This is a genomic window from Arcticibacterium sp. SM2516 (assembly GCF_057914865.1).
On the sequence record NZ_CP195290.1, the window covers coordinates 5,778,654 to 5,804,859 of the forward strand.

22 protein-coding genes are annotated in these 26,206 nt (G+C 37.2%); 11 read left to right on the top strand and 11 right to left on the bottom strand.

Annotated elements, in window-relative coordinates; genetic code table 11:
- Positions 1 to 4: 4 nt before the first annotated feature.
- Positions 5 to 1,366: an OmpA family protein gene (locus ACSBFT_RS23530; protein WP_489602681.1), complete on the bottom strand. Its 1,362-nt coding sequence runs from the start codon at positions 1,364 to 1,366 to the stop codon at positions 5 to 7.
- 110 nt (positions 1,367 to 1,476) lie between these two features.
- Here ACSBFT_RS23530 and ACSBFT_RS23535 point away from each other — a divergent pair, with 110 nt between their 5' ends.
- Both ACSBFT_RS23535 and ACSBFT_RS23540 read left to right on the top strand, forming a co-directional pair.
- On the top strand, positions 1,477 to 1,995 hold the full coding sequence (locus tag ACSBFT_RS23535) for an RNA polymerase sigma factor (RefSeq protein WP_489602682.1): 519 nt from the start codon (positions 1,477 to 1,479) through the stop codon (positions 1,993 to 1,995).
- Entirely contained in the window at positions 1,992 to 2,717 is a 726-nt protein-coding gene (locus tag ACSBFT_RS23540; protein WP_489602683.1) for a hypothetical protein, read from the top strand. Before ACSBFT_RS23535 ends, ACSBFT_RS23540 begins: the two co-directional genes overlap by 4 nt.
- Here the strand turns inward: ACSBFT_RS23540 and ACSBFT_RS23545 are convergent.
- The gene (locus ACSBFT_RS23545) at positions 2,700 to 5,687 is read right to left on the bottom strand and encodes a CHAT domain-containing protein (RefSeq protein ID WP_489602684.1); all 2,988 of its coding nucleotides are present in this window, start codon (positions 5,685 to 5,687) and stop codon (positions 2,700 to 2,702) included. The two genes, ACSBFT_RS23540 and ACSBFT_RS23545, sit on opposite strands and share 18 nt — an antisense overlap.
- Positions 5,688 to 5,922: 235 nt before the next feature.
- On the opposite strand from ACSBFT_RS23545, the gene ACSBFT_RS23550 reads away from it, so the two are divergent.
- Positions 5,923 to 8,682 carry a T9SS type A sorting domain-containing protein gene (locus ACSBFT_RS23550; RefSeq protein ID WP_489602685.1) on the top strand — a complete coding sequence of 920 codons (2,760 nt, stop codon included), beginning with the start codon at positions 5,923 to 5,925 and terminating at the stop codon, positions 8,680 to 8,682.
- Positions 8,683 to 8,686: 4 nt separating this feature from the next.
- On the opposite strand, the gene ACSBFT_RS23555 is transcribed toward ACSBFT_RS23550, so the two are convergent.
- Complete coding sequence (locus tag ACSBFT_RS23555; protein ID WP_489602686.1) at positions 8,687 to 9,652, bottom strand: glycosyl hydrolase family 18 protein; 966 nt, start codon at positions 9,650 to 9,652, stop codon at positions 8,687 to 8,689.
- A gap of 183 nt (positions 9,653 to 9,835) precedes the next feature.
- Between ACSBFT_RS23555 and ACSBFT_RS23560 the strand changes: the two genes are divergently transcribed.
- A complete protein-coding gene (locus tag ACSBFT_RS23560) occupies positions 9,836 to 10,354 on the top strand; it encodes a hypothetical protein (RefSeq protein WP_463048530.1) in 519 nt (172 codons plus the stop codon).
- A 24-nt stretch (positions 10,355 to 10,378) separates the two neighbouring features.
- Here ACSBFT_RS23560 and argS read toward each other — a convergent pair whose 3' ends face one another.
- Positions 10,379 to 12,154 carry an arginine--tRNA ligase gene (gene argS, locus ACSBFT_RS23565; RefSeq protein ID WP_489604857.1) on the bottom strand — a complete coding sequence of 592 codons (1,776 nt, stop codon included), beginning with the start codon at positions 12,152 to 12,154 and terminating at the stop codon, positions 10,379 to 10,381.
- A 113-nt stretch (positions 12,155 to 12,267) separates the two neighbouring features.
- Between argS and ACSBFT_RS23570 the strand changes: the two genes are divergently transcribed.
- The 4 genes from ACSBFT_RS23570 (at position 12,268) to ACSBFT_RS23585 (ending at position 15,610) form a co-directional block, all read left to right on the top strand.
- Complete coding sequence (locus tag ACSBFT_RS23570) at positions 12,268 to 13,302, top strand: NHL repeat-containing protein (protein ID WP_463048529.1); 1,035 nt, start codon at positions 12,268 to 12,270, stop codon at positions 13,300 to 13,302.
- A gap of 134 nt (positions 13,303 to 13,436) precedes the next feature.
- Positions 13,437 to 14,321, top strand: coding sequence for a YicC/YloC family endoribonuclease (locus ACSBFT_RS23575; protein WP_463048528.1), 885 nt, complete (start codon positions 13,437 to 13,439; stop codon positions 14,319 to 14,321).
- Positions 14,322 to 14,377: 56 nt separating this feature from the next.
- Positions 14,378 to 14,962 (top strand): DUF4126 domain-containing protein, encoded by a 585-nt coding sequence (locus ACSBFT_RS23580; protein ID WP_463048527.1) that lies wholly within the window; start codon positions 14,378 to 14,380, stop codon positions 14,960 to 14,962.
- Between the two features lie 72 nt (positions 14,963 to 15,034).
- Entirely contained in the window at positions 15,035 to 15,610 is a 576-nt protein-coding gene (locus ACSBFT_RS23585; RefSeq protein WP_463048526.1) for a hypothetical protein, read from the top strand.
- Positions 15,611 to 15,682: 72 nt separating this feature from the next.
- Here ACSBFT_RS23585 and ACSBFT_RS23590 read toward each other — a convergent pair whose 3' ends face one another.
- Both ACSBFT_RS23590 and ACSBFT_RS23595 read right to left on the bottom strand, forming a co-directional pair.
- Positions 15,683 to 16,042, bottom strand: coding sequence for a hypothetical protein (locus ACSBFT_RS23590; protein ID WP_463048525.1), 360 nt, complete (start codon positions 16,040 to 16,042; stop codon positions 15,683 to 15,685).
- A 119-nt stretch (positions 16,043 to 16,161) separates the two neighbouring features.
- On the bottom strand, positions 16,162 to 17,007 hold the full coding sequence (locus ACSBFT_RS23595) for a hypothetical protein (RefSeq protein ID WP_463048524.1): 846 nt from the start codon (positions 17,005 to 17,007) through the stop codon (positions 16,162 to 16,164).
- A gap of 240 nt (positions 17,008 to 17,247) precedes the next feature.
- Between ACSBFT_RS23595 and ACSBFT_RS23600 the strand changes: the two genes are divergently transcribed.
- Entirely contained in the window at positions 17,248 to 17,577 is a 330-nt protein-coding gene (locus ACSBFT_RS23600) for a single-stranded DNA-binding protein (RefSeq protein WP_463048523.1), read from the top strand.
- Positions 17,578 to 17,840: 263 nt separating this feature from the next.
- Here the strand turns inward: ACSBFT_RS23600 and ACSBFT_RS23605 are convergent, their stop codons facing one another.
- The 3 genes from ACSBFT_RS23605 to ACSBFT_RS23615 form a co-directional block, all read right to left on the bottom strand.
- Positions 17,841 to 18,221, bottom strand: coding sequence for a nuclear transport factor 2 family protein (locus ACSBFT_RS23605; RefSeq protein ID WP_489602687.1), 381 nt, complete (start codon positions 18,219 to 18,221; stop codon positions 17,841 to 17,843).
- Between the two features lie 82 nt (positions 18,222 to 18,303).
- Entirely contained in the window at positions 18,304 to 18,990 is a 687-nt protein-coding gene (locus ACSBFT_RS23610; RefSeq protein WP_489602688.1) for an NAD(P)H-binding protein, read from the bottom strand.
- Positions 18,991 to 19,377: 387 nt separating this feature from the next.
- A complete protein-coding gene (locus ACSBFT_RS23615; RefSeq protein ID WP_489602689.1) occupies positions 19,378 to 19,875 on the bottom strand; it encodes an RDD family protein in 498 nt (165 codons plus the stop codon).
- A gap of 249 nt (positions 19,876 to 20,124) precedes the next feature.
- Between ACSBFT_RS23615 and ACSBFT_RS23620 the strand changes: the two genes are divergently transcribed.
- Both ACSBFT_RS23620 and ACSBFT_RS23625 read left to right on the top strand, forming a co-directional pair.
- Positions 20,125 to 20,454: a single-stranded DNA-binding protein gene (locus ACSBFT_RS23620; protein WP_489602690.1), complete on the top strand. Its 330-nt coding sequence runs from the start codon at positions 20,125 to 20,127 to the stop codon at positions 20,452 to 20,454.
- A gap of 5 nt (positions 20,455 to 20,459) precedes the next feature.
- Entirely contained in the window at positions 20,460 to 20,852 is a 393-nt protein-coding gene (locus ACSBFT_RS23625; protein ID WP_489602691.1) for a GxxExxY protein, read from the top strand.
- Positions 20,853 to 21,728: 876 nt separating this feature from the next.
- Here ACSBFT_RS23625 and ACSBFT_RS23630 read toward each other — a convergent pair.
- Together ACSBFT_RS23630 and ACSBFT_RS23635 are read right to left on the bottom strand one after the other, a co-directional pair.
- Positions 21,729 to 23,060, bottom strand: coding sequence for a TolC family protein (locus ACSBFT_RS23630; protein WP_489602692.1), 1,332 nt, complete (start codon positions 23,058 to 23,060; stop codon positions 21,729 to 21,731).
- 52 nt (positions 23,061 to 23,112) lie between these two features.
- Positions 23,113 to 26,205, bottom strand: coding sequence for an efflux RND transporter permease subunit (locus ACSBFT_RS23635; protein WP_463048516.1), 3,093 nt, complete (start codon positions 26,203 to 26,205; stop codon positions 23,113 to 23,115).
- Position 26,206 lies beyond the last annotated feature (1 nt).

Below are 26,206 nucleotides of genomic sequence, written 5' to 3' on the forward strand. Positions count from 1 at the left end.
TTTATTAAAGTTTAATAAATTCTACTCTCCTGTTATTTGCCTTTCCTTGAGGCGTATCATTTTTATCTACAGGTTGGCTTTCGCCTTTACCTTCTGTAGTCATTCTAGTGGCCTCTATTCCAAAGCTATTGGCCAAGGCGTCTTTTACACTTTCGGCACGTTTTGCGGATAGGGTTAAGTTCGCACCATCTGAACCATCTGCATCTGTGTGACCTATTATTTTCACTTTCACTGCTGGGTTTTCAGTAAGAACTTTGGCTATTTCTTTCAATGTGCCTTCAGAAGATTGTTTGATACGGTCTGAGTTCACGTCAAATAATATTCCGGTGGTGGAGAATTTCCCTTCTGTTATTAGTTTACTTCTGGTATCTGGTGCTCCTACTGCGTAGCGTACATTGGCCACCATGTATTCATCTTTGTTATCGGCTGTCGCAAAATTCATATACTGTGAGCCTAACTTAAAGGCATTATATGCTGCTTTTGGGTCAAATGCCTGTGGCAAATCCAGCACCTTTACTTCATTTACATAAACGCGGAGTCTATTCTTTTGTCTCCATAGAGAGAAATGTACTTTGCTAGGTTCTGATCCATATTCACCTTCGCACTTTAATGCTTTAACATTGAGGCCTTCGTTTTTATTGATAACTTCTCCAGCTTCATACACCATAAAAGCGGCCTCGTCCATACCACCGAGCCAATTGAATATGATACCTTTTTGTATATACTCACTGGCAAAGTCTCTGCGTACATTGTCGCTTGCGTAGATGTAGAAATAATAACGAAGTATGTTGCTGCTGCGATAACGCGTAAAAATGTCATATTCTAGCGTAAAGTTATCTGGCATGTCTTTCACAAAATCAGGCTGAAAAAAGCCGTCTTGAGACATATAGAGCCATTTTTCTGGGCTGTCGTTAAAGGTTATGATTTCTGCGGAAGAGTTGGTGTTCCAGCCCAAAGGGAAGTCGCCCACGCTGGTTTCTGAAAAATCCTCAAAACCAATTACCTTTTCTCCAGAGACAAAATCAAATTTGGAGTTGGCGGTAAAAGTAGTTTTGGCTTCTTGTTTTGAGGATGTAGGGGTTTTATTTTCTGAAGCCTTCTCAGATTCAGAGTTTGATGGAGCGTTTGATTGTGTTTCCTCAGTATCATATTCACCATTATCTGAACTTGATTTTGTCTTATCTTTTTTCTTGAAAATACTACCAATGCCTTCTTCTATCTTGTCTAGGCCTTTGTCAATACCACGGTCTATGCCACTATTGGTACGGTCTGTTACTTTTCTTTTTGCCGTATCTTTAGGGTCAATAATTTGGGCTTGAGAAAAAGAATAGGCAAAAAGGCTTAAGAGAAAGATGATTTTTTTCATTTTTAGATTTCATTTTTCTCTTAGTCTTTAAAAACTTAAAAAGTAAACCGCCATAAAATAAAAAATATTTAGGTTTACTTTAAGCAAGAAATAACACTAAACAGAGAAGCGTGAGTATTCCACTTCTAAAAGCAAATGACGGTCAGGTTTTACGAGAGATTTATACAAAGCATCGTTTAAGCTTTGTAAGCTTTGCGTCAAAATATAATTTAGAGCATGAAGATATTTTAGACATCTATCAGGATGCCATTTTAGCGATGGTAGAGAATGCTAAAAAGGGCAAAATGGACCATCTTAAGGCCGATCTAAAAACCTATTTATTTGCCATAGGCAAGTATATGATTTTTAAGAGGATAAAAAATAATCAAAAGGCCAGAGAAGTTTCCGAAGAGCTGAAGGGCTGGTTTGAGTGGGAGGAGGAAGATGATAATCCAGACTTAACGGTTAAGCTAGAGCTGGCTTTGGAGAGTTTAGGAGAACAGTGTTATAAGATTTTAAAGCTCTTTTATTTTGAGTCTAAAAAGTCTGAAGAGATTGTAAACCTAATGAACTACCCCAATAAAGATGTGTTGAAAAGCCAAAAGTGGCGTTGCTTAAAGCAATTGAAAGAAATAATTTTAAGAAAATGAGCCTAAAAGAAGAGCTTATAGATAAGTATTTTGAAGGAAAGCTAAGCCCAGAAGAACAGCAAAAGTTTGATGCTTTAATAGGGGAGCAGGAAGATTTTGCTCTAGAAGTAGCTATGCAGCTTGCACTGAAAAATGCTTTAAGAAATAAAGAAAGAGCTAAGTTGAAAATGGAGCTTAAAGCCATTGAAACCAATATTCCTAAAGGAAAGGTTATAAAGCCATGGTGGGTTTTAGCCGCGGCTGCATCCATGTTTTTGGTGGGGGCTTTTGCGTACCAATTTATCTTTAAAGCAAAGAACCACGAAAACCTTTTTCAGGAGTACTATCAGACATATCCTAATGTGGTTTCGCCCACGGTTAGGGGAGAAAACGGCAGTACCTTAAAACAGCAAGCATTTAGTGCCTATGATAAAGAAGATTACCAGATGGGACTCCGTTTGTTTCAGCAACTCCATAAAGAACAACCTTCAGACTTTGCTGTGTTTTATGAGGCCCTTTGTTACCTAGAGCTGGACGATTCAAGCAGTGCCATTGAGTTGCTAGAATCCAATAGATTTAGCGACGAACCTTATCCTTTTGAAACCAATAGACAGTGGTATTTGGCCTTAAATTATCTAAAAGTAGGAGAAACCGCCAAGGCAAAAACGCTTTTAGATGAGTTAAGTAAAACGGCATACCAGCAAGAGAAAATGGGTGAAGAGTTATTAAAGCGTCTTCCTTGATTTTTTAAAATAATAAACTGCTAGACCAGCTAGAAGTAGAAAAGCAATTATTCCAATTATGAACCAGTAATTCTGATTTATAGAAAGGGCGGAGGTGTCGCCATTCAAAACAAAACCTGCCCAGAAATAAGGATGGCTTTTTAAGGGATTTTCATTAAGGAATTTCCTTTTTGCTAAGCTTAAAGCTTCGTCTTTTGGATAACCCTTGGATAAGAAATTATAGAAAAAGCCCATCAAAACAGAGGTTTCTTTATCGGGCACTTGCCAAAGGCTGTAAACGGTAGATTTGACCCCAGCATAATTTAAAGCCCTAGCGATGCTCATGAAACCTTCACCGCTTAAATATTCTCCCACACCCGTATTACAGGCACTTAAAACCACCAAGTCAGATGGGAAGTTTAGGGCGTACAGTTCGTTAAAGTATAGTTTTTCTTCGTTTTGGAATAATAAACTGGAGTGGCTATAGTCTTTTTCATCCAGTAAAGAATGCATGGCCAAATGATGGATGTTACTTTCGCCTAGAGAGTTGATAAAGTTGGCTTTGGTAGCTTCTTCACTGAAAAACAAGTTGGATTTATTAAAAATAGAACTGATTAGTTCCAGCTCCCTAGCGGTATAAATAAGCTCGCCATTACTGCTTCTTTCTGGCACTACACGCTTACCGTACTTTGGAGCAAAACCTACCAAGTTATAAGCGTATTTTTTTGTGGCATGCTCTACTGGATTTAGAAATTTTAGGGAGGTAGCATATGCTATAAAATGGTTCTGAGCCAGAATCTCTTTTCCATAAAGTGTTTCAAAAGGCAAAAAACTCAAGAAGTTTTCTGGAACGATAATGAGCTTATCGTTTTTCTTGATCTTTAGTTTTTCAATCAAGATTCCGTGAAGTTGCTTAGCCTCTTTTAAATATTCTGAGCTAATGTTGTTGAGGTTTTGGTAGTATTTTCTGGTGAGCTCCTCTGTTTCATTTCTTTTTCCAAGATAGAAGAGTTCAATAGCGGTAGACGAGATTTTATGGGCAAAAACGGAGCTGTCCGTTACCGCATATTTAAGCACCACTTGATTTAACTTTAAGTTTTTCTGTAAATCTTTTATGTCAAAATTGGCTTTGCTGTATTTTTCATAAACGGGGTATTCTTGATTTATTTTTTCGTTAATCTGGTTAATTTCGTTTTCTAAACGGCTTACTTTATTTTTTTCTTCTGTGCTAAGCTCTTCTTGGTTTTCGAAAAAATTCAGCTTTAAGAGTAGTTCGTTTCGCTGGTTTATAACTGCCTTCGGAAGATTTAGGTTTTCGCTATACTTGGATATAAACTGTTTCCAAAGGTGCTGGGAGCCCATATTTTCTATGTCACTTAAGCTTGTGGCTATGAAATTTTGGTCGGAGGGGTTTTCTAATCCCACATAAAGTAAACCCTCTTTTATGTTATTGAGTTGCCTTTCTAAATCAGGATTAAAAAAACCTTTTTTATAGTAGTTCTGAAACATTTCAGCCGCCAAGCCATAGAAGTTTCTAATCTTTAAAAGGTCTGTTTTTTTCTTTCCTGTGCTTTCATAAATTTTGCGGTACGCCAATCCAGAATGTATAAATATGTTTATAAAAGAAGAATTATTGATGTCTCCGAAATCTTTGTTTTTAATTTTCTGAAATTCAATATGCTTTTCAAACTGCCTAAAGTATAGTTCCTTTAAAGCGGCCTTTGCTTCTTCCGTTTTGTTGAGATTGGCTAGGAGCTCAGCCTTTAAAACCAACAAGGTGAGGTAGCTAGATCTGTAGCCTAAGATTTCCAAGAAGTTTAGAGACTTTTCGGTATGTTTTAGAGCTTCGGGATAATCAAATTTGTAATAATAGAGCATGGCTCTATTGGCCGATGCCTTCATTCTATAGAAATCTTCTCGGGCTAGTTTTTCAAGCGTGTTGGTATAGGCTAAAGCCCTTTCCGATTCATAATTTACGTAAAACGCATGAGAAATTTCGTCATAAGAAGCCATGAGGACATTCCACTCTTTGTCTTTTGCTACTTTGGGAGCTTGAGCAAAGAGGATTTCTATTTCTTTGAGGTTTTCTAAGAGTTTGGATTCGTTAAACTCAAAATTATAATATCTTAAATTATTAAGCCTATACATGGCTTTGGCGTGGAAGTCGCTAAAGGGAGTGGTGGCTTTATAGAAATTTTTGTTTTTTGGATGGATATAATCCGCCATATACTTTTCAAAACCAAGCTGATAAGTAGCACATTTTTCTCTATCGCCGTATTCTAATGCGGCAAAAATAGCGTCGTTATAGGCCACCGAAACTATTTCGGCATCTTGGGCATAATATTTCCTCCAAATGTTTAAAGCTTTATCAAAAGTAGGAAGCATTTCTTGTTCAATATTGGCGTAGTCATAGGCCAAAGCCAAGTCATTATAAGCCAGTGCCATGGCATAATGATGCTGCATGCCATTCTTTTGAAATATTTCAATGGCCTTTTGAAAGTGCTTTATGGCGTCGTAATAATTATAAACACGGGCAAAATATTGAGCTACATTTAAATGAATGCTGCCAGCTGCTATGGAGTTCTTTTTTGCAGAAGAAAGTTCTTTCTGAAACAAGGACAGTCCTTCCTCGTATTGTTCTTTTTCTATAAACGCATGAGCCTTAAGCATGTTGATTTCATAAGATATCCTGTTTTGACTTTCTTTGGGAAGCTGATTGTATTTACCTAAAATTTGTTCATACAGCTTAGCGGATTCGGTTTCTTTATATTCTTTTTTTAATTGATTCAGCTGGGCTATATGTAGTATTAGTACGGCTTCTTTTTTTCTAGTTTCTTCCAGAGAGACTATTTCCTTTCTTAAAATTATTTCCTCTTTGAAGTAACCGCATAACGCAAGGCTATCTGCTTTCAGAAGGAGGCGTTTGGTTTTTTCTTGTGCAGAAAGTAAAAAGCTGAAGAAGAAAAGAATAAAAAAAGTGATTTTACTCATTTGGACTTGCTATTCGGTAGATTCAGGAAAATTATAAAGTTTTCAATATGCAAAGGCTTTGAATCCATTTTCTATACCAATTGGACTATTCTAGGTCTTTGCATTGTATGTGAAATTGACATATCCGATTTTGTACTGTTTAGCTGATAAAGCCAACAAGAAAAAACCGAATGCGTAAAACAAATATTGCGATTTTAAAGGATTAATTTTATAGTAATTAAGATGTATTTTATCCATGCGTAACACAATTTTCTTCCTTTTAGTAGTTCATTCTGCTTTCTCACAAGTTTTTGAGCAAGACATGAGTTTTGAGTTTTCTGGTCTTACCAAGTTTGTGACTAGCAAAAGGGTGTCGGCTATCAATTTACCTAGCGGTAAAGTTATTTTTAACCATGAGGGTACTTTTGTCAACGACTCACTTCAAATGACCACTTTTGTTTGGGAGCCAAAAGTCGATAAAATAGAACCTTTTGAGGCTTTTAAAAATGATAGTAACGGACCTTTGTATAATTCTCAACTATCCAATACAGGGGCGTTTCTGTTTTACAAGTCTATTTCATATACAGATAATGGCATTACAGAAAGCTCCTTGTTGAAAATCGACTTCGAAGGAAATAAAATTGCCGGTTTCGATTTCAAAGAGGAGGGCTTTCTATATCAAGTGATGGAGCTGGCGGAAGGAAAAATCCTTGCTCGTTTTGGTGATGGCTCTTATAAGATTTATTCTGCTTCTGGAAAGTTTGAAAGTTTATTCTCGCTTGGATTTGAGGGTAATACCACTTTAAATGATGTGGTTTTCTTAGATGGCTTTTACTATCTTTTGTTGGTACAAAATGACTCTGGAAAAGTCATTATAAAAAGAACAGATGCTTTTTTAGCCAATCCTAAGGATTTTAGTTTACCTTCATTGGATAATCGTTCTGCCCCTCAAAATAAGCTTTTCAATCTTGGAAATAAGCTTTATTTGTATACCTCTAGTCTTAATGATGAAGAAAATCATCTGTTCGAATTTGACGCAGATGGAAATCAAATCAGAGATGTGAGTTTTGGCAAGGTAGGTAATTTCATGTCTTCTATTCCCGAAATATTCTCGTCTGATGGTGGAGATTTGGCTTTTAAATTTTACGACAATGACTGGATAAAGATTAATACCGACGGTTCACATAAAATCTACCCGAAGGAACTCGGAATTATAAATTTCCAGAAGAATGGCTTATTCCTAACACGAGATGGGGTAGAGGTTTTTGAAACAGATTTAGTTAGTAGTGAACGATGGAAAATAGCATTAAGCTTTACTGAAAAATTAGAGTTTAAACCAACTAAGGTTTTTGCTTCAGAGAATGGTCTCAGGTTGGTAGAATATACTAGAAACGAACAATATCCCTTTCTGTTCTATCATTCGTATTATCCTTCTCTTTTAAAAATATTTAATGAGATAGGGGAAGAAATAAGAGAACTGTATGATGATGAAAGTACATGGAACTGTTCGGAGCAGGGTGAGCACATTTTAATTCGAGGTAAGGAGAAGGTTTATGTTTTAGGCAATTCAGATGTTTTGACAGAGTACGATAACAAGTGGCCAACAAATGCTCAGTTCGACCTGAAGAACGGAAATGTTTTTTATGAAAATAGATTTAATGAAAACGAATTAAACTATTATGAAATAATCGAAACCGATTTAGAAGGTATAAGAAATACAGATTTTGTACTTAAGTCCACTTCAAATTATTCTTCATTTCAGTTTTTACCTAGTTCTAATGAATTGGCTTTGTTTACCATGCTTTCAGAACCAAGTATCGACTTTTTTAATATAGAGACTGCCGGGGTATTAAAGGTGGTTCCCAATGTAAATAAGGACTTTAGTTTAAATAGGTATTTAGAATTAATTCCAACGGAAGAGGGCATTTATCTTAAGAATGTTAGAGTTGGTGGGACTGGTTCATACTCTTATGAACTGACCAAGATTAATACAGAAGGTGCAGTGGATGCGATTTTTGAAACAAAATCTATTTCTGGAGGGCAGTTTTATTCCCTAAATCAGGATGGTTCTTTAATTATCAATGCCTTAACCATAAGGGAGGAAAATGGTTCGGTAGGCTCTAATTCGATAAAGCTTTTGCCCAATGGTCATGTTGATAATAATTTTGCCATTTTAAGTAAAGAACCCATTAACCATTTTTCTCAACAAAATGCGGACACATTATTCACGATAACTTCCTCAGGACTGTATAGATTTATTAAAAATGACAAAAAGGAAGCTCCTTATTTTCATGTAGAGTCTGATGTAAAAAGCAATATCTCTTGGAACCAGTTGGGGCCTACTTTTTTTAAAGTTCACTCAACGGATGAGCTCTATACCATTACATTGTCAAACAACGCCAAAATCGAAAATGATAGTCTTTACATAGATTCCAAACCAGGCTATGCTACGGTAGACATCAATACTGAAAATGGTTATTTTAGTTATAGGAACTACATTAATATTAATAAAGCAACTCCTTTTTTTATATATGATTTGCCAGACTTATATGCATTTCAGGGACCAACATGGTTGAAATTTTCGTCGTCTTCTGGTGAACCGGTTTATGTAAAATTAGGTATTGGCGGAACTGAATATGCAGATAGTATTCAAGTCAATCCCAATAGATCATCGAATAAACTTGGACTTTATTTACGAGTTGAGAGGAATGATTATTACACTTCAGCAGAAGAATATCTGCTTTTAGATGTTCTAAGTCCACTAGCAAATGAGATGACATTTAGGGATGTATTACCTTACCCTAATCCTAATAGGGGTGGTTTTCTTGTCCCGTTAAATGATGAAAACATTTCGAAAGTACAATTGGTGAATATGCGAGGACAACAAATCCATTTTACCTATGAAATGGTAGAAAGGGGACTGGAACTTCATGTTCCTCATTACGCTCCGGGTGTACATATTTTGTCACTTACGGAGCGTAATAAGAAGCATGTTTATAAATTAATGCTAGAGTAATATTCTATTTATGCTCTAAAATGGTGTCATGTATGGTTTTGAAAAGGGAATACTCGTCTGTAGTGTCACAGCTTAGCTCCCACACCATGACGCCACCTAAGTTTTTGTCCATAGCCAGTTTGGTTTTATTAGCAATGGTGATGGTTCCATTATAATAGTGCCCGTTCCAGTAGTCGTCATAATGGCTTGCTCCAGCTTCTAGCAGTTGCTTGTAGGTAAATCCAAAATTGCCGTGTCCTTTCTTTGCATAAAAAGGTAAGCCCAATATACATTTCTCAGCAGGTAAGTTTCGCTCATTTAACCAAAAGTCAATACACTTAACCGCCATAGAATATGGCGAATGATGCTTAAGTTCTGCAGGACCGTAGTCGCCATCGTATACCATAATGTTTAGCCAGTCCATATAGGGATATACGGCTTCCTTAATTCCGTAAGCTTGTTTACCCTGAGAAACCACAGCGGCGGTTAGTTTACCACCTCTTTTATGTAACGCGGTATGTAAGTCTTTGCAAAGTAAAATATAATCGTCTGCAGAGCGGTGGTTTGGGTCTGGGTATTCCCAATCTAGATCCACGCCGTCTAGGTTATATTTTATTACAAAATCCATGGTTGCTTTGATGAATTTGGCTCTTCCTTCTACCGTTTCGGACATTCTATGAAATCTGCTATCTTCTCCGCCGCCGTCTCCAATACTCCAGCCACCAATAGAAATAAATACTTCTACACCATTTTTATGTGCTATTGGTACTAATTTCTTCAAAATGCTATCATCCTTCAATGGCTCTAAGGTATCTCCAGTTTTGGAAGGTATTGCAAACGAATAATTGAGATGCGTGATGTTATCAAAAGGTATATCCTCTGGATTTGTGTTTGGTGTATAATAAGCTATCGTCTTAAATTTTTGCTGTGCAAAACTTAAGTTGCAGAGCAGTAAAAGACCAATTACGCAGCCTGTACTTTTTTTAATCATAGTTGAATTTTATTTAACGTTCAATTTATAAAAATAGCTTTCAAAAGCCTGCGTCAAACCTCATGTTCAAGGCTAAATTCTTTTTAAAGTACAACTTTGTGAAAAAAGTCTTTATTTCTATAACGAATATTTAAATATGGCATTTAAATTGTCTATTCATTAGAACCATAAAACTTTTAATTAGTGAGATTAGCCATACTTCTTCTACTTTCATCTTTTCTTATTTCTTGTAATGTAGATTCAAAAGACGACCTTAAAAGTTTAAAACTTTTAGGCGAATGGGAGATTAACGGAATTAGCTTTGTGATTGACGGCAAGTCATTCCAAGCAGAAACCAGAAAACTGTATTTAGCCGAAATCAGCCAATTGGTTTGGAATTTTAAGGAAAACAACCTTTTAGAGGAGGTTCTCAATTCAAGAACCATTTCAGAGAACTACGATTTCAACCCTAGCGAAGGCAAGGTAACTATTACAGGATATAAAATTTATCCAGAGATTTATTTATTGAATATTACCGATGACGCACTGGAGGCTGTTTCTCCAGTTGTTCAAAGCCTTTCTTTTGATTATTCTCACAATAGTTCAGAGGGTAATCTCATTCAGGATGCCGTGTTCTTATTGGAAGGACAGCTACCAGAAAAGGAAATAAGAAACTCCACCTCTCTTAAAAAGATTATATATTTCTCCAGAGTGAGAAAGTGAAATAAGTTCTTCAGAAAGAATGATTTACATTCTTTCTGGAACATCTATTCCTAGAAGTTTCATTCCCTTTTTAAGGGTAGAAGCTACCTGTTGAATAAGTGCTAATCTGAAATCTCTTTTTGCCAAATCAGTCTCATTCATGACAGATAATTCTGAGTAGAAAGAGTTAAACGTCTTGGCTAAATCGTAACAGTAATTTGCCATGATAGATGGTGCAAATTCAGCAGCCGACTTATCAATAGTAGATTTGTAATCTCCCAGTAAATACACTAAGTCGGTTTCAATTCCTGCCATAGAAATAGCGTCTATTTTTTCAGGAACAGAAAGTCCTTCGGTAGCAGCTTTTCTTAGAATAGATTTTATTCTGGCATGGGTATATTGAATAAAAGGTCCTGTATGGCCTTGGAAGTCTATAGATTCCTCAGGGTTGAAAAGCATTCGCTTTTTAGGCTCTACTTTCAGTAAGAAATACTTTAAAGCACCTAAAGCCAGCATTTCAAACAGCTCCTGTTTCTCCGCTTCGGTAAAGCTATCAACTTTTCCTTTTTCTTCTGTAGAGGTTTTGGCGGTAGCTATCATTTCTGCCACTAAATCGTCTGCATCCACTACCGTTCCCTCTCTAGATTTCATTTTGCCAGAGGGTAAATCTACCATGCCGTAGCTCAGGTGATAACAGCCCTCAGCATATTTTCTGCCTAGTTTTTTCAGAATAGCAAAAAGTACCTTGAAGTGGTAGTCTTGCTCGTTTCCTACTACCCAAATGGCCTTTTCAGAATTATAATCTTGAAACTTAAGCTCGGTGGTTCCTAGGTCCTGGGTAATGTAAACCGATGTGCCGTCTCCACGGAGTACCAGTTTTTCGTCCATCCCTTCCTCGGTCAAATCTATCCAAACAGAATTGTCTTCTTTTTTGAAGAAAACGCCTTTTTCTAAGCCTTCATCTACTAGATCTTTTCCCAATACGTAGGTGTCGGATTCGTAATAGGTTTTATCAAAACTCACACCTATTTTTTTGTAGGTGGCATTGAATCCATCATATACCCAGCCGTTCATTTTTTTCCAAAGGTCAATCACTTCCTCATCACCATTTTCCCATTTGATGAGCATGGATTGAGCCTCTTTCATGAGCGGAGAATTTTTTTTGGCTTCGTCTTCTGTTTGGCCTTCTGCTACTATTGTTGTTATTTCTGCTTTATAAGCTTTATCAAAAGCCACATAGTATTTTCCGGCTAGGTGGTCTCCTTTTATGCCAGCACTTTCTGGCGTTTCACCATTGCCAAATAATTGATAGGCAATCATGGATTTACAAATATGGATGCCACGGTCGTTTACCAAACAAACCTTATTAACATCGTAGCCATTGGCTTTTAAGATATCTGAGACGGCAGAGCCTAAAAAGTTATTTCTTAAGTGGCCTAAATGCAAAGGTTTGTTGGTGTTTGGAGAAGAAAACTCTACCAATACACCTGCGTTTTTCTTTTCAAAAGCCGCCTCATTTTTAGTGGCCAACTGAACATTGAAAACATCTGACCAGACAGATTCTGCTAAAACTAAATTCAGAAAACCCTGAACCACATTAAAGCCAGAAATGAGACTAGAATGCTCTTGAAGGTATTCTCCTAAGTTTTTACCAATTTCTACAGGACTTTTCTTGAGTTTTTTAACCAAAGGGAAAACCACAAAAGTATAAGTGCCTTCAAAATCTTTCCTAGTAGGCTGTAAGATCACTTCACTTTCTTCAGCAAAAAGCGACTTTAAAGCGTTAGAAATATCATTTTGAAGCTGTAGTTCAATGTTCATCATACGTGTTTTAGAAAATGAATGGCAAAATTAGAACTTTTAGGGAGAGAATTCTAGGCTGGGTGTTTTAAGACTGATATTTTTGCAGCTTTTTAATTACTAATAGCACAATCATGAAACATCTAATTAACTACATCTACCTCGTTTTATTCATAACATTTTTATTTTCGTGCGGTAAAACTCCAGCAGAAGTAAGTCCTTCCACACATTATTCGGTACAGACATTAACAGGTTTTGTCAATATTAACGGCTTTGAGCCTACAGATATAAGGTCGATGGTTTTTGATTCAAAAGATAATCTGTATTTCACAATAGATGCTTCTGATAGGGTATTCAAAATGTCAACAGATGGTAGTATAACCGTACTCCCAAAGTCTTCAGATGAAATTTTTAAGTATGACAGCCCGAATCGTCTTTTCATAGGTGCTAATGACGAGCTGTGTATTGTTGGGCTTTTTCAGAAAGCGGATGTACTCTATTTTTCTTATAAAGAGGGTGGAGAAATCAAAGCGATTCCAAATCCTTTAAACCAAGAGAGCGATTTCTATTCCAATATTAATTTTCTTACCGGCGATGCCTCAGGCAATAATATATTGGGATATGCTTCTGAGGTTTACAGGCAAGATGGAGAAAACTGGGTTAAGATTGCTGAAGCGGTGGAGCTTGATGGCGTGCAGCTAGAAGGTAATATTTTTGCATCTGGAGGAGGCAGGAGTTACTATAAATTATCAGGCTTTGAAGGGATTTTTAATGATGCGGTTTTGGCCTATTTAGATAAAGACTTTCAGAAACATTATGTTCAGTCGGAGAATTTTAGTTTCGGAGATGAAACCACATCTAACTTTGGAGATGGTCTTATTCCTAATGCATTTGTGGGCAACGTAAGTTTGTTGGCATCAGACCCTCAGGGCAACCTTTACTTCTTAGACCAGTTTAAATTAACAGGAAGAATTAGACTTCGAAGCCTTTCTTTAGATGGCCAGGTGACTACGCTAGCAGGAGGAATATTAGCCGATTGCAATACAGATGGAGTGGGGCCAGATGCTTCTTTTGAATATCCTTCTGCCATGGCTGTGAATAGCAAAGGCGATATTTATATAGGTACGCCAGATGGTTTAAGGCTAGCGACGGTGAGCAGTTCAAATTAAAAATAGGCACTGCTGTGCTTCAAAAGAGACTATACGTCATATAATTTGCCCAAATAGAGGTACTTATATTTTTTTTGTAGTGATAGACACCATACATTTCATAATTTTGGTTAGTAAATTATAATAAATAAAGAATGCTGCAATCAATGACGGGCTTCGGCTCGGCCGCTATAGAGAACGATAAACTTGCTGTATCTGCAGAAGTTAAAACGCTAAATTCAAAGTTCACCGATATTTTTTGTAGAATGCCCAGAGCCTATTCCGATAAGGAAGTGGAATTGAGGAATTTGCTTACTACTGAGCTTCAAAGAGGTAAAATTGAGCTTTCTCTTAATGTGGTGCCTAAAGACGAAAGCGTGGCAGGTACTACCGTAAACAGAGTACTGGTAAAGGCTTATTTTAAAGATTTAATGAGCACTGCCAATGAACTTGGCTTTGAGGCCACCCCAACGGAAGTGTTAAGAATGGCCACGATGATGCCTAATGCTTATAATGCCAATGGCGTAAAGGAAGAGGCTGCAGAAGAGGAGTGGAGTATGATTTTGGAAACCGTTAAGGCTGCCATCATTAAATGCCAAGAGTTTAGAGCCCAAGAAGGAAATGTAACAGCGGAGAAGTTTAAGGAGTATATTGCTAATATTAGCAGCTGTCTAGATCAGGTAGCGGAGCAAGACCCTACTAGAATTCCTGTCATAAGAGAACGGATTGAAAAAGCTATTTCTGAATTGGTGCAAAATGAGAATTTCAACCAAGATAGGTTTGAACAAGAGCTGGTATATTATGTAGAGAAATACGACATTTCTGAAGAGAAGGTAAGACTAGGTAACCACTTGACTTATTTTGTTGCAGAATTAGAAAAGGGCACCAACGGTAAGCGTCTTAACTTTATTTCTCAAGAAATAGGAAGAGAAATTAACACGATTGGTTCTAAGGCAAACGATGCTGTCATTCAAAGATTAGTAGTTCAAATGAAAGATGAACTGGAGAAGATTAAAGAGCAGACTTTGAATATTGTTTAATAGTAAAAGATATTTAGTTTTAAAAAGAGCCATCAATTCTTAAAAGCTCTGGTGTAATGGAATTTGAACAAATACTTCAATTTTTGCCACCCCTTATGTTGGGGATAGCCCTCAGTGCCGCTTCTGGATTCAGGGTATTCATGCCTCTTTTAGTTGGTAATTTAGCCGGTAAATTTGGGGTATATGAGTTGGCCGATAATATGTCTTGGATGGCTGATACACCCACTACCATAGTTTTGGCTATAGCTGCCGTTTTTGAGCTAGCAGCATATTATATACCGGTGGTAGATAATCTTTTAGATAGTTTAGCCATGCCTGCCGCTGTGGTGGCGGGTACGGTTTTAACTTCTTCTTTTTTAAGAGTAGAAGACCCAATGCTACAGTGGGGTTTAAGCTTAGTAGCTGGTGGTGGTGTGGCAGGAACCATTCAGGCGGGCACTTCATTATTAAGGTTGGGCAGTACCAAGTTTACGGGCGGTTTAGGAAATAACATTTTAGCAAGTGTAGAAAACGGCCTGTCCGTTATTTTGTCAATTTTGGCTCTGGCACTTCCCCTTTTTATAGGAGCCATAGTGCTCTATTTTGTGATCTGGATTTGGCGAAAGCTCATTAATCAAAGACGCAAGAAGGTCACTAGATAGGTTATTTGTACGATTTCTTGTTACTTATTCAAAATTTGAGGTCTTAAAGTAAACAAACCTTAAATTTTTAACATGAAGAAAATAACAATTCTACTCGCTTTTATCGTATTCATAAATTTAGAAGATCTACAAGCTCAATCTTTTGATTTAGGTGTTTTAGATAATGCCATGAGCATGATAAATAGTGGAGATAATAAGAAGGTAGCTGGTATTTTAAGCGATGCCACTTTAAGTCTTAAAGACGAAGCTAAAAAATCAAATGGAGACTTTGCTACTAAGCTTTTAGGCCAAGCTACAGCTTTAGGAGGATTAATCCCGTCTATTAGAAATGGAAATGCGGATATGAATCTAATTCAAAAAGTGATAAGTACAATAAAAACCTTAGTGGCTGCACAGCGACTTAAGAATCTTCTGGGAGGGAGCCTTCTGGGTAAGGGTTCTCAAGTAGGCAGTAATGTCAATATTTTACAGACTGGTTTGGGTGCATTAGGCTCAGGAGCATCGGTGAGCAAGCTATCTAAAATGCTGGATGTAGTCCGTAGTAAAAGTGATAATTTAGATAAAACAGGCATGGCTGCTAATATGGCTCAAAAGGTTATTGGAAAGAAATTGGGGTCTTCCTTAAATCTATTAAATGGATTATTATAACGTTTATAAATAGTCTTTTTAAAGCCTTCATGCGAAAGTATGGAGGTTTTTTGTGGGCTAGAAGCCATACCTTTAACTGTCTATTCTATTATCCTTCACCACTAAGAAGAAATCATTGTCCAATTCCAGATATCCGTAATCGTATACAAAGTAATAGGTACTGCCTTTTTTGGTGGTTCTTAACGAGGTAATTAGGTTAAAATCAAAGCCTTTATCCATAAGTGAGTTTCTAGTGGTCTTGGCTTTATCTTCAGGGCATATTTTCTCTAAAATTCTTCGGTTTTTCCTAAGGGCATTATTGGTGTTTCTTACCAGGTTTACCTTGTCAGAGTTTTGTTGGTTGTTATAAGAATTTCTACATAAGTCAGAGCAAAATTTCTTGTCTATTCTGCCAGAGAAAGGTGTTTCACAAACTAAGCATTTTTGATTCATGTTTTTAAAACGTTTGGTAAATTTCCATGTTTACAAGTCTCATTCTTCCCTTTTCACGTTCCTTAATCCGGTAGACTACGGGATTCATTGTTAGAGGGCGTTCACAAAGGCTCCAGGCACTACCTTAAATCCTTCAAAGTGTAAACTTCAAGTTGCTTTAATTCTATTATGAATTTCTTGGCTTTCTTATACACATTAGCCTGAAATTTCTCTGTAACAACCGAATCTACATAAGGTGACATTGCACTTAACTGTACATCGACAACATCATTAGACGTTATTTTTTTCTTGGTCAAATGAACTCTGTTAAATTGTGAATACTCCATCATACGTGCAGCTGGAAATCTTATGAAGTCAGAGCCGATATTTATACTGATACCTCGCAACTCTAAATCCCTCCTAATTGTTGCTTCTTCCTGTATTCGATAAAACTTTTCATTAATCATATCCAATGGATAACCCTTTTTTGTAAGCATTTCTATAGTATCATCTCTTTGCTTATTCCATGTATCGGCGAATCCTTTAAGTTGGTTTAATTCTTTTTGTATGTTCTTTCGAATTCCATCATTCTCAAACATTCCATTAAGAAATCCTCTGAAATTGTAGCTTATCTCCTTTCCTTCTGAGCTAAATGCATTAGCAATACTATTATCAATCTTAAAATCCAAACCAGTTTTATAACATTCAGCTTCTTTCTTCAGTATTAAGCTATACGGAAAAAACATTAGAGCTGGCAGCTGGCAAAAGAACTCAATAAACCTCTCAAAGATATCCTGATATGGCCTTAGCTCTAATACATTATATATCGAAAAACAGAATGCATACTTCTCTTCAGATAAAACGAACTTCTTGAAGAGACGCTTCTTATACTCCTCATTATCCATACAGACTTCTCTAAGCACATTAGTATCTAAAGCAATTAACTTATAATTATTCTTGCCAATTAGCATATGCTCTCCAAACATAGTTGTCAATGTCCGTACTCTAAAATGTGGATTTACGCACTCGTCGTTATAAATTGTTGTATTTCAGTTAAATATAATAAACTAATCCGACAACAAACGCTTACAAATGTTTTTATCCGAATACAAGTGTTTAAATACCGACTAACGCTTGACAGCCAGTTCACCTTTGTATCGTCGATTTGAAACAAAGACTTATCGGCATCATAATCAAACATTCATTTAAATATAACAGTATCAATTATGAACACAGTAAAATTAATTGGAAACGCAGGTGGAAAAGTAGAAATCTTAAAATTTGATAAGTCAAAGAAGGCCAGTTTTAGCTTGGCTACCAACGAAAGATTCATGCAGAATAACGAGGAGAAGACCATAACAAGCTGGCACAATATCATAGCCTGGGGCAAAACGGCGGAACAATGTGAGGCCTTGATCGCCAAAGGGAAGTTTGTAAAAGTAGAGGGTAAGTTGGTCTACAGAAACTACATGAACAAAGACCATCAAAAAGTTTATGTAACGGAGATTCAAGCCTATAAAGTGGAAGAGGTTGTTTCTGAGAAAAGCCAAGCATAAGCGACACCATCCCACTCAGGCTAGGATTTGGACCAATTCAAACGAGCGGTTCGCCGCCCCGTGTTACAAGAATGTTGGGCTTAGAAGAGCTAGGTAACCGAAAGCCCTTCCGATAGCTATCAGAAATGAAAGATCACCATGAACAGCACAGTACGAGTCTCGTAAGAAGGCCGCAATGGAATTGTGATGTGAGAGCATCATTTTCCATTGATGGGTCGGGTATGCTGTCTTCAAGTCGCATGTATGTGGTCTTTTATTGCTTGTCAACTTTGTTTAATAAGGAAAGTCTTAATTGAATTTATTGTTGTCCCACCCGCTCCCTTAAATCGGTAAATTTCACAAAAAGTATATGCTGAATTGTCGGCCGTTATAATTTGTCCGCTTACGGAGGCGTCAGGTCCATGCGTAATGATGGTGTCAATGTTAAGTTCTTTAGTTTGCCAAAGCTTGTGTTCAACAATAGCTTTATAATAGTTTTCTTTTCCTGTCACTTGGTAAAGCCCAACAATTTCCCAAGTTATGCTGTCCTGAATATTTTTTGTGATAAAATCACTGTCGCCATTTGCTATAGCAATATTCAGGGCTTTTAAAAACAGTTTTCTCGGAGCATTTCCACAGTCGGGTGCTACGTTAATTTTTGCCATTTGTCAAAATAAATTCAATTGTCATTTTACTCGTTGGGTCGTCTGTTATGCTAACCAACACCGTTACCTGCTAGGCTTTTACTTATGCTGGGTTAATTGTGGAATAAAATTCGTCCCATTGTAATATTTCGTATCCTTTACCTTCATTAAAAATATTTTTTACCATTGATTGCCCAAGAACACTCACCGAAATTCCACGGTATTTTCGCAAACTTCCGATAAAAAAGGGTTTTAAAAGTGGCCAAACTTTCAAGGTAATGGCTTGAGCAATACCGTACCTATTGGTTGGAGTTAAAATCATGGAAGGCTGAAAAATACTTAATCTGTCAAAATTTAGTGCTTTTAACTCCTCTACCAGTTCGCCTTTTGTTCTTAAATAAAAGGATTTTGATTTTGGATTTATGCCAACAGAAGCTAATAGTTCAAAATGCTGAATGCCCGCTTTTTTACATTCTTCGGCAAAATTTAATACGGCTGTTTTATCAATTTTTATAAATTCTTCTTTACTCATTTTTGAAGGTTCGCCAACACCTAAAGTACATATAGCTGCAGTATGACCAGGTAAATAATGCTGGTAAGAACTGGTATCAGTTACGCTAATTTTGTGCTGTTGAACAAAATCAATATTTATATTTGGAATGGGGTTTCTACCAAGTAATGTCAACTGACGAATGTTCTTTACTTGAAGTAAGGCTTGTAAGCTTGCTGTGCCAACCGCACCACTTGCTCCCACCATTACTATCGATATTTGATTGGATTTTGAAGTCATAGCTTTTTTTATTTGTTTGATATTATTTTTGTTGTCAAATCTTTGTCTGTTGTTCTTTCAGCCTTGTAGGTAGCGATTGGGCTTTTTAGGTAGTGTGATTTAATAGCTGAGCCGCTCGTCTTTGATTCCTTTAGGTTTTTAAATAAATGTGCCACACTTAGGCAAGTTCATTACGGGCTTCAAAGATTTGTCGATGTTTCAAATGGTGATAAACTTTCAAATTTCACATCCGCCAGTATTACTTCAAGCCTCGTATTATAAATCTGTTTTAGCATCGTTGAACTTGAAACCTTTCTCGTCGAAATTGCTGCCCTTATTGTGGTTTTATAAATATTTTCTTGCTGCATTTAAATCTAGAATAGCTCTTTTGTAGCGATTTTAATGTCATTAGTTAATTTTACTCTCCAGATTTATATAATTAAAATCTTTGTTCACAACAAAAGTTTTGTTCAATTTATCATGCCACCCTTGTCTGTTTTTATCAAATAAAATCCAAAGAAATCCAAAGAATACAACCAAGTACGATAAAATCTTACTTGCATTTCTCTTTATTGATTTCCCTAATGTCATTCGATTTCCGCTTTCATCTATAACTTTTATCCCGACTGCGTATTTTCCAAAAGTTCCCTGCAACTTTGAAGACTCCATTGCAACACAATAAATAACCCAAATGAAAAATGATATATCCCTAATCCAATTCCTTTCTCTTAAAAACTTTATTCTTGGTTCAACATTGGCTCCTCGGTTTAAATATTCACTTAATGTTTTATCGAAATCAAAAAACATGTAAAAGACTCCAAAAACTATAAGAACAATAGGAATTATATCAATTAAATATGCAGATAATCTTTTTCCTTTTTCTGCTAAATTTTGCTGTATCCCCATTTTTAATTATTTTTTTCAACTGATTTATAAAATGTGGTTCTACTCATGATGTTTTGTAAGGTGCTGTATTTCAGTTGTATATAAAGAATCAAAATTCGACAACAAACGCTTACAAATGCTTTTATTCGAATACAAGTGTTTAAATACCGACTAACGCTTGACAGCCATCGCACCTTTGTATCGTCGATTTGAAACAAAGACTTATCGGCATCATAATCAAACATTCATTTAAATATAACAGTATCAATTATGAACACAGTAAAGTTAATTGGAAACGCAGGTGGAAATGTAGAAATCTTAAAATTTGATAAGTCAAAGAAGGCAAGTTTTAGCTTGGCTACAAACGAAAGGTTCATGCAAAATAACGAGGAGAAGACCATAACCAGCTGGCACAACATTATAGCCTGGGGCAAAACGGCGGAACAATGTGAGGCCTTGATCGCCAAAGGGAAATTTGTAAAAGTAGAGGGTAAGTTGGTCTACAGAAACTACATGAACAAAGACAATCAAAAAGTTTATGTGACCGAGATTCAAGCCTACAAAGTGGAAGAGGTTGTTTCTGAGAAAAGTCAAGCATAAGCAGGATGAAAATTAGTAAAGAATATTGGGCTTCGAAGGTGGTGAATGCTGCTTTCGAAGTTCATAAAAATATGGGTCCTGGTTTGTTGGAGTCGGTCTATGAAACCTGTATGTTGAAAGAGTTTGAGCTTCAGAATATTCCCGTTTATGCTCAAGTACCAGTGCCAATCATATATAAAGGACAAACATTGGATAAGGAATATAGAATTGATTTGTTGGTAGGAGGGGAGATCCTGGTAGAATTAAAAGCCATTGAATATGTGATGCCAGTTCATCATGCTCAATTACTGTCTTATTTAAAACTGTCGGACAAGCAGATCGGTTTCTTAATAAATTTTAATGTGCCTTTAATTAAAAATGGAATAAAGCGGTTTGTGAATAATTATGAGGGCGTTTAGTTTCATAGCGGTGCAGACTTTTCACCGTGAGGATTTTTAAGGACCAGTGAAAGCATACGCCAAGGCATGAAGGAAGAAAACATATAGCGTCCTGGCGTCTTAGCGGTTGTGTCTTTTTCTCCACGAAGCTGTCCAAGTAGAAAGGAAACTTAGCGACTCAGCGGTTGTCTTTTTCTCCATGAAAATGTCCAAGTAGAAATCAAACTTAGCGTCCTAGCGACTTAGCGTTGAGCTTTTTTTACCATGAAAATATCCAGACTCAGAACAAACTTAGCGTCCTAGCGACTTAGCGTTGAGCTTTTTTTACCATGAAAATATCCAGACTCAGAACAAACTTAGCGTCCTAGCGACTTAGCGGTTAGCTTTCTTTACCATGAAAATATCCAGACTTATAACAAACTTAGCGTCCTAGCGACTTAGCGGTTAGCTTTCTTTACCATGAAAATATCCAGACACAAAACAAACTTAGCGTCCTAGCGTTGAGCTTTTTTTACCATGAAAATATCCAGACTTATAACAAACTTAGCGTCCTAGCGACTCAGCGTTGAGCTTTCTTTACCATGAAAATATCCAGACTTATAACAAACTTAGCGTCCTAGCGACTTAGCGGTTAGCTTTCTTTACCATGAAAATATCCAGACTCAGAACAAACTTAGCGTCCTAGCGACTTAGCGGTTAGCTTACTTTACCATGAAAATATCCAGACACAAAACAAACTTAGCGTCCCAGCGACTTAGCGGTTAGCTTTCTTTACCATGAAAATATCCAGACTCAGAACAAACTTAGCGTCCTAGCGACTCAGCGGTTGTTTTTTTCTCCATGAAACTTTCCAGTTAGAAAGTAAACTTAGCAGTTGTCATTTTTACCACAAAGAACCTATTCCACCAAAGCCCCACTTAACCTAAGCAATTCCAGTTCTGATACACGTTCGTTATATTGAGCATTGACAAGTCTGTTTAACGAATCATCAAACCTTCTTTGGGCATCATTTAATTCTAAAATAGTGCTACTTCCAAGTTTAAATTTCTCTAATGAAATGGTCAAATTTTCTTGAGCCACATCTTTATTCTCATTTTCAAGTGTCAATAATTCACGGTCAGTCTGAAATTGATAATAAGCAGCAGAAATGTCAGATTCCAACTGGTTTAATAAACCCTCCTTTTGTTTAGAGATGATGTCTGTGTTTATTTTAGAAAGCTGAATGTTTCTTTGAGTCACTTGACCATTAAATATCGTCCAAGAGGCCGATATTCCTGTGTTTAAACCTAAACTTTGGTTAAGAGCTAAAAAGCCCGCATTGTTTTTACTTAGGGCGTATCCAAAAGAGGAGTTAAGGGCTATTCGTGGCTTTCTGAAAGACTCCATCTCCCTCTGGTCTAGCATACTTATTTCCATGGCTTTATTCAGCACTATAAGATCTTGATTTGAGGTTTTTGCGGTTTGAAGAATCTCTGCCAAGGTATATTGCGTGTTCATCACATCCACTTCCGCTATATCGAATACCCTATCGGCTTCAGCCCCTAAGATATTATTGAGCCTAATTTTGGCATTTTTAAGTTCGTTTTTAGCATTCACCAAGCTTGACTGCTGGGTGTTGAGGTCGGCTTTTGACTGTAAAAAATCCAGTTTGGAACCTCGGCCTATCTGCCACCTTTCTTCGGTTATTTTTAGTCTTTCATTATAGTAACCAATAATAGTGGTTAAGTATTCTACAGATTTCTTCTGACGCAGTATTTCATAATAAGTCTGCATCACATTGGCTACGGCATTTTGCACCACCAGCTTTTTTTCTAAAATACTTTGCTGGCCTTGATACTGAAGTTTGTCATAAAGCACTTGCATTCTTCTGCCATCATAAAGGGTCCAATTAAGAGCTAGGTTGGTAGAAGGGGCGAAGGATTGACCAAATCTGTTGATTTTTCTATCATCCAGAAAAACTTGGTTCACTTGACTAAAGTTGGTGGTGATGCCTGTGTTCCAATTTATAATGGGTGTCATACCCGCATTCCCTTTGTAAATCTGGTTTTCGGCTGCGTCTACTTGCTTTTGGGCTATTTGAACATTAAAATTCCCTGTTAAAGCCTCCGAGATAGCATTTTCTAAAGTGATAACATTCTGAGAAAATACGGAATGAGAGCAGACAAAGAATACGATAAATACCTTTGAAACGAAATTGAACTTCTGAAAAATCTTATTTTTTGTATACATGCGGCTTTCTTAAAGCTTTGCTGTTAGATATATTTTTTGAAAAAGAAATGATTTAAGCGAACTCTACAGTCATCTCTTCTATTTCTTTCTGACGTTGGAAATCCTTCTTTTTGCTCAAGTATAAATACATGGCAGGAATAACATAAAGCGTCAGCATTAATGAAAGCATTAAACCTCCAATAACCACGATACCCATGGCTCTTCGGCTTTCTCCGGCCGAACCCAAAGCTAAGGCAATAGGCAGGGCACCAAAAACAGTAGCTAGGGTGGTCATTAAAATAGGTCTGAATCTGGCACTAGACGCTTGAATAACGGCTTCCGACTTTGAAAATCCCTGTTCTCTCAATTGATTGGCAAATTCTACAATAAGAATTCCGTTTTTGGTGACAAGACCAATCAACATAATAATACCTATTTGGCTAAAAATATTAAGTGTTTGGTCAAATAGCCATAGGGATATCACAGCACCCGCAATGGCCAAAGGTACCGTTAGCATGATGATAAACGGGTCAATAAAACTCTCAAATTGAGCCGAAAGAATGAGGTAGACCAATACCAATGCTAGAATGAAAGAAAAGAGGGTATTACTAGAGCTTTCCTGAAAATCTCTGGAAGAGCCAGCTAAAGAAGTAAGAATGGCTTCGTCCCCTATGTTGTCTCTAATTCTGTCCATTGCGGCTATGCCATCGGCTATGGTTTTTCCTGGGGCCAAGCCTGCGGAAATGGTGGCAGACATATACCTGTCATAATGATAGAGCTGAGGAGGGCTACTTTGTTCTTCGGTTTTTACAATATTGTCGAGCTGAATGAGATCCCCTTGTGCATTTTTTACATACATGCTGCGGAGGTCAATAGGTTCGTTTCTATTGCTTCTGTCAAACTGGCCAATCACTTGGTATTGCCTTCCGTTCATGTTGAAATAACTAAAACGCTGCCCTGCAAAGGCCAACTGCATACTTTGTGCCACATCAGCCACTGCCACGTTCATACTTTTCGCTTTTTCTCTGTCGATGGTAATAGAAAGTTCAGGTTTACTAAACTTTAAATCTTGATCTACAATAGTGAAAGTAGGGTCGTTTTGGACGGCTTCCGCAAAAGCAGGTAAATACTCTCTCAGCTTTTCAAAGCCAGGAGCCTGAATGACGTACTGAACTGGTAAGCCCCCTCTTTTATTTAATGCGATAGTCTGTCTTTCACTCACAAATGCTTTTGCATCTGGAATGGATTTAAGTTGGGAGTTTAAATAATCAGCCCATTCAGATTGTGATTTTTTTCGTTCGTTTTTAGGCTTTAGTTTTACAGCACCAAAACCAGAATTGGCCGCACCAGAACCAGAAAATCCTGGAGAGGTAACACTTAAAATTCCGGTTATCTCGGGAATAGAATCCATAACACGCTGAGAAACTTTCTGCATAAAGTTATCCATGTATTCAAAAGAAGAACCTTCGGGACCCGTCATCCTTAAGCTTAAATCGCTGCGGTCGTCTAAGGGAGCTAGCTCCGAGTCAAGATTACTTCCGAAATAATACGTTAAACCAAAAGTAGAAAGAAGAATTAAAACCGCTACCACTTTTTTATTAAGAAAGTTGGTAAGGCTGTTTTTATAATTAAGTTCCATTTTACTATAGAAAGGCTCTGTCATAGTCCAGAACTTTGTTTTCTTAATCACCTTTCTGTTCATGTAGGCATTAAGAATTGGTGTCAATGTAAGAGACACAAAGGCTGAAATCATTACGGCAGAAGCCAATACGATGCCGAATTCTTGGAAAAGTTTACCTACGAAACCCTCCATGAAAATAACGGGTAAGAATACCGCTGCCAATGTTATGGAGGTGGACAAAACCGCAAATAGAATTTCGTTGGATCCTTTTATGGCTGCTTCCACGGGTCTCATACCCGCTTCTATTTTCTTGTAAATATTTTCCGTGACTACTATACCGTCATCCACCACCAAACCAGTGGCTAGCACTATGGCCAGAAGTGTGAGCACATTGATAGAAAATCCAAAAATCCACATAATAAAGAAGGTTCCTACCAGAGAAACTGGAATATCAATCAACGGTCTTATGGCCACTATCCAGTCTCTAAAGAAAAGGAAGATGATGACCACCACTAGACATATGGCTATTAATATAGTCTCTGCTACTTCTTCGACAGATTGTTTCACAAAAACGGTGTTATCCATAATTGTTTCCATAGAATAATCGTCTGGAAGCATGGCTTTAACTTGGTCGGCTCTTTTATGGGCTTCTTCTGAAATACTCAGGTAGTTGGAGCCTGGCTGTGGAGTAATGGCAATTCCTACCATGGGTACGCCATTCCATCTTAAAAGAGTTTCAGGGTTTTCAGGTCCTAACTCTGCAAAGCCAATGTCTTTAAAACGAATAATTTGTTGCCCTTGATTTCTGACAATCATGTTGTTGAAATCTTCTTCATTGGTAAACTTCCCGATGGTCTTCACCACCAGTTCCGTATTGTTTCCTTGAAGTTTTCCAGAAGGTAATTCTACGTTTTCTCTATCCAGAGCTGTTTTTACATCTTGAGTGGTGACGCCTTGAGAAGCCATTTTATCTGGGTTCATCCAGAGCCTCATGGCATACCTTTTAAAACCCCAAATTCTTACGGAGCTTACACCCTCAATCGTTTCAAACCTTGGAGAAATGACATTTTCTGCATAATCAGAAATCTCCAGCATGTCTCTTTTATCGCTTTGTAGGGTGAAAGAAAGGATAGTTTCCGAGTCAGCATCCGCCTTACTTACGTTGGGCAAACCGTCAATGTCGTTTGGTAGCTGCCTAACCGCCTGAGAAACTTTGTCTCTCACATCGTTGGCGGCACGTTCCATGTCGTGACCAAGTTTAAACTCTATGGTAATTCTACTAGAGCCTTGATTACTTGAAGAACTTACGGAACGTATACCTTCTACACTATTTAGAGCTTTTTCTAAAGGTTCCGTGATCTGTGATTCTATAATATCGGCATTAGCACCAGGGTAGCTGGTGCTGACCGTTACTACAGGAGGATCCACAGATGGGTATTCTCTAACACCCAGATACTGAAAACTAACTATTCCAAAGAGAAGAATCAGAAGATTCATCACAATGGCCAAGACGGGTCTTTTTATGGAGAGCGTTGATATCGACATA

Bases quoted from the DNA above. Each gene is read 5' to 3' on its own strand.
- ACSBFT_RS23595 (WP_463048524.1), bottom strand. From the start codon at position 17,007: ATGTTTGGAGAGCATATGCTAATTGGCAAGAATAATTATAAGTTAATT.
- ACSBFT_RS23575 (WP_463048528.1), top strand. From the start codon at position 13,437: ATGCTGCAATCAATGACGGGCTTCGGCTCGGCCGCTATAGAGAACGAT.
- ACSBFT_RS23610 (WP_489602688.1), bottom strand. From the start codon at position 18,990: ATGACTTCAAAATCCAATCAAATATCGATAGTAATGGTGGGAGCAAGT.
- ACSBFT_RS23580 (WP_463048527.1), top strand. From the start codon at position 14,378: ATGGAATTTGAACAAATACTTCAATTTTTGCCACCCCTTATGTTGGGG.
- ACSBFT_RS23555 (WP_489602686.1), bottom strand. From the start codon at position 9,652: ATGATTAAAAAAAGTACAGGCTGCGTAATTGGTCTTTTACTGCTCTGC.
- ACSBFT_RS23540 (WP_489602683.1), top strand. From the start codon at position 1,992: ATGAGCCTAAAAGAAGAGCTTATAGATAAGTATTTTGAAGGAAAGCTA.
- ACSBFT_RS23630 (WP_489602692.1), bottom strand. From the start codon at position 23,060: ATGTATACAAAAAATAAGATTTTTCAGAAGTTCAATTTCGTTTCAAAG.
- ACSBFT_RS23620 (WP_489602690.1), top strand. From the start codon at position 20,125: ATGAACACAGTAAAGTTAATTGGAAACGCAGGTGGAAATGTAGAAATC.
- ACSBFT_RS23530 (WP_489602681.1), bottom strand. From the start codon at position 1,366: ATGAAAAAAATCATCTTTCTCTTAAGCCTTTTTGCCTATTCTTTTTCT.
- ACSBFT_RS23600 (WP_463048523.1), top strand. From the start codon at position 17,248: ATGAACACAGTAAAATTAATTGGAAACGCAGGTGGAAAAGTAGAAATC.
- ACSBFT_RS23570 (WP_463048529.1), top strand. From the start codon at position 12,268: ATGAAACATCTAATTAACTACATCTACCTCGTTTTATTCATAACATTT.
- ACSBFT_RS23615 (WP_489602689.1), bottom strand. From the start codon at position 19,875: ATGGGGATACAGCAAAATTTAGCAGAAAAAGGAAAAAGATTATCTGCA.
- ACSBFT_RS23625 (WP_489602691.1), top strand. From the start codon at position 20,460: ATGAAAATTAGTAAAGAATATTGGGCTTCGAAGGTGGTGAATGCTGCT.
- ACSBFT_RS23590 (WP_463048525.1), bottom strand. From the start codon at position 16,042: ATGAATCAAAAATGCTTAGTTTGTGAAACACCTTTCTCTGGCAGAATA.
- ACSBFT_RS23550 (WP_489602685.1), top strand. From the start codon at position 5,923: ATGCGTAACACAATTTTCTTCCTTTTAGTAGTTCATTCTGCTTTCTCA.
- ACSBFT_RS23635 (WP_463048516.1), bottom strand. From the start codon at position 26,205: ATGTCGATATCAACGCTCTCCATAAAAAGACCCGTCTTGGCCATTGTG.
- ACSBFT_RS23585 (WP_463048526.1), top strand. From the start codon at position 15,035: ATGAAGAAAATAACAATTCTACTCGCTTTTATCGTATTCATAAATTTA.
- ACSBFT_RS23545 (WP_489602684.1), bottom strand. From the start codon at position 5,687: ATGAGTAAAATCACTTTTTTTATTCTTTTCTTCTTCAGCTTTTTACTT.
- argS (WP_489604857.1), bottom strand. From the start codon at position 12,154: ATGAACATTGAACTACAGCTTCAAAATGATATTTCTAACGCTTTAAAG.
- ACSBFT_RS23605 (WP_489602687.1), bottom strand. From the start codon at position 18,221: ATGGCAAAAATTAACGTAGCACCCGACTGTGGAAATGCTCCGAGAAAA.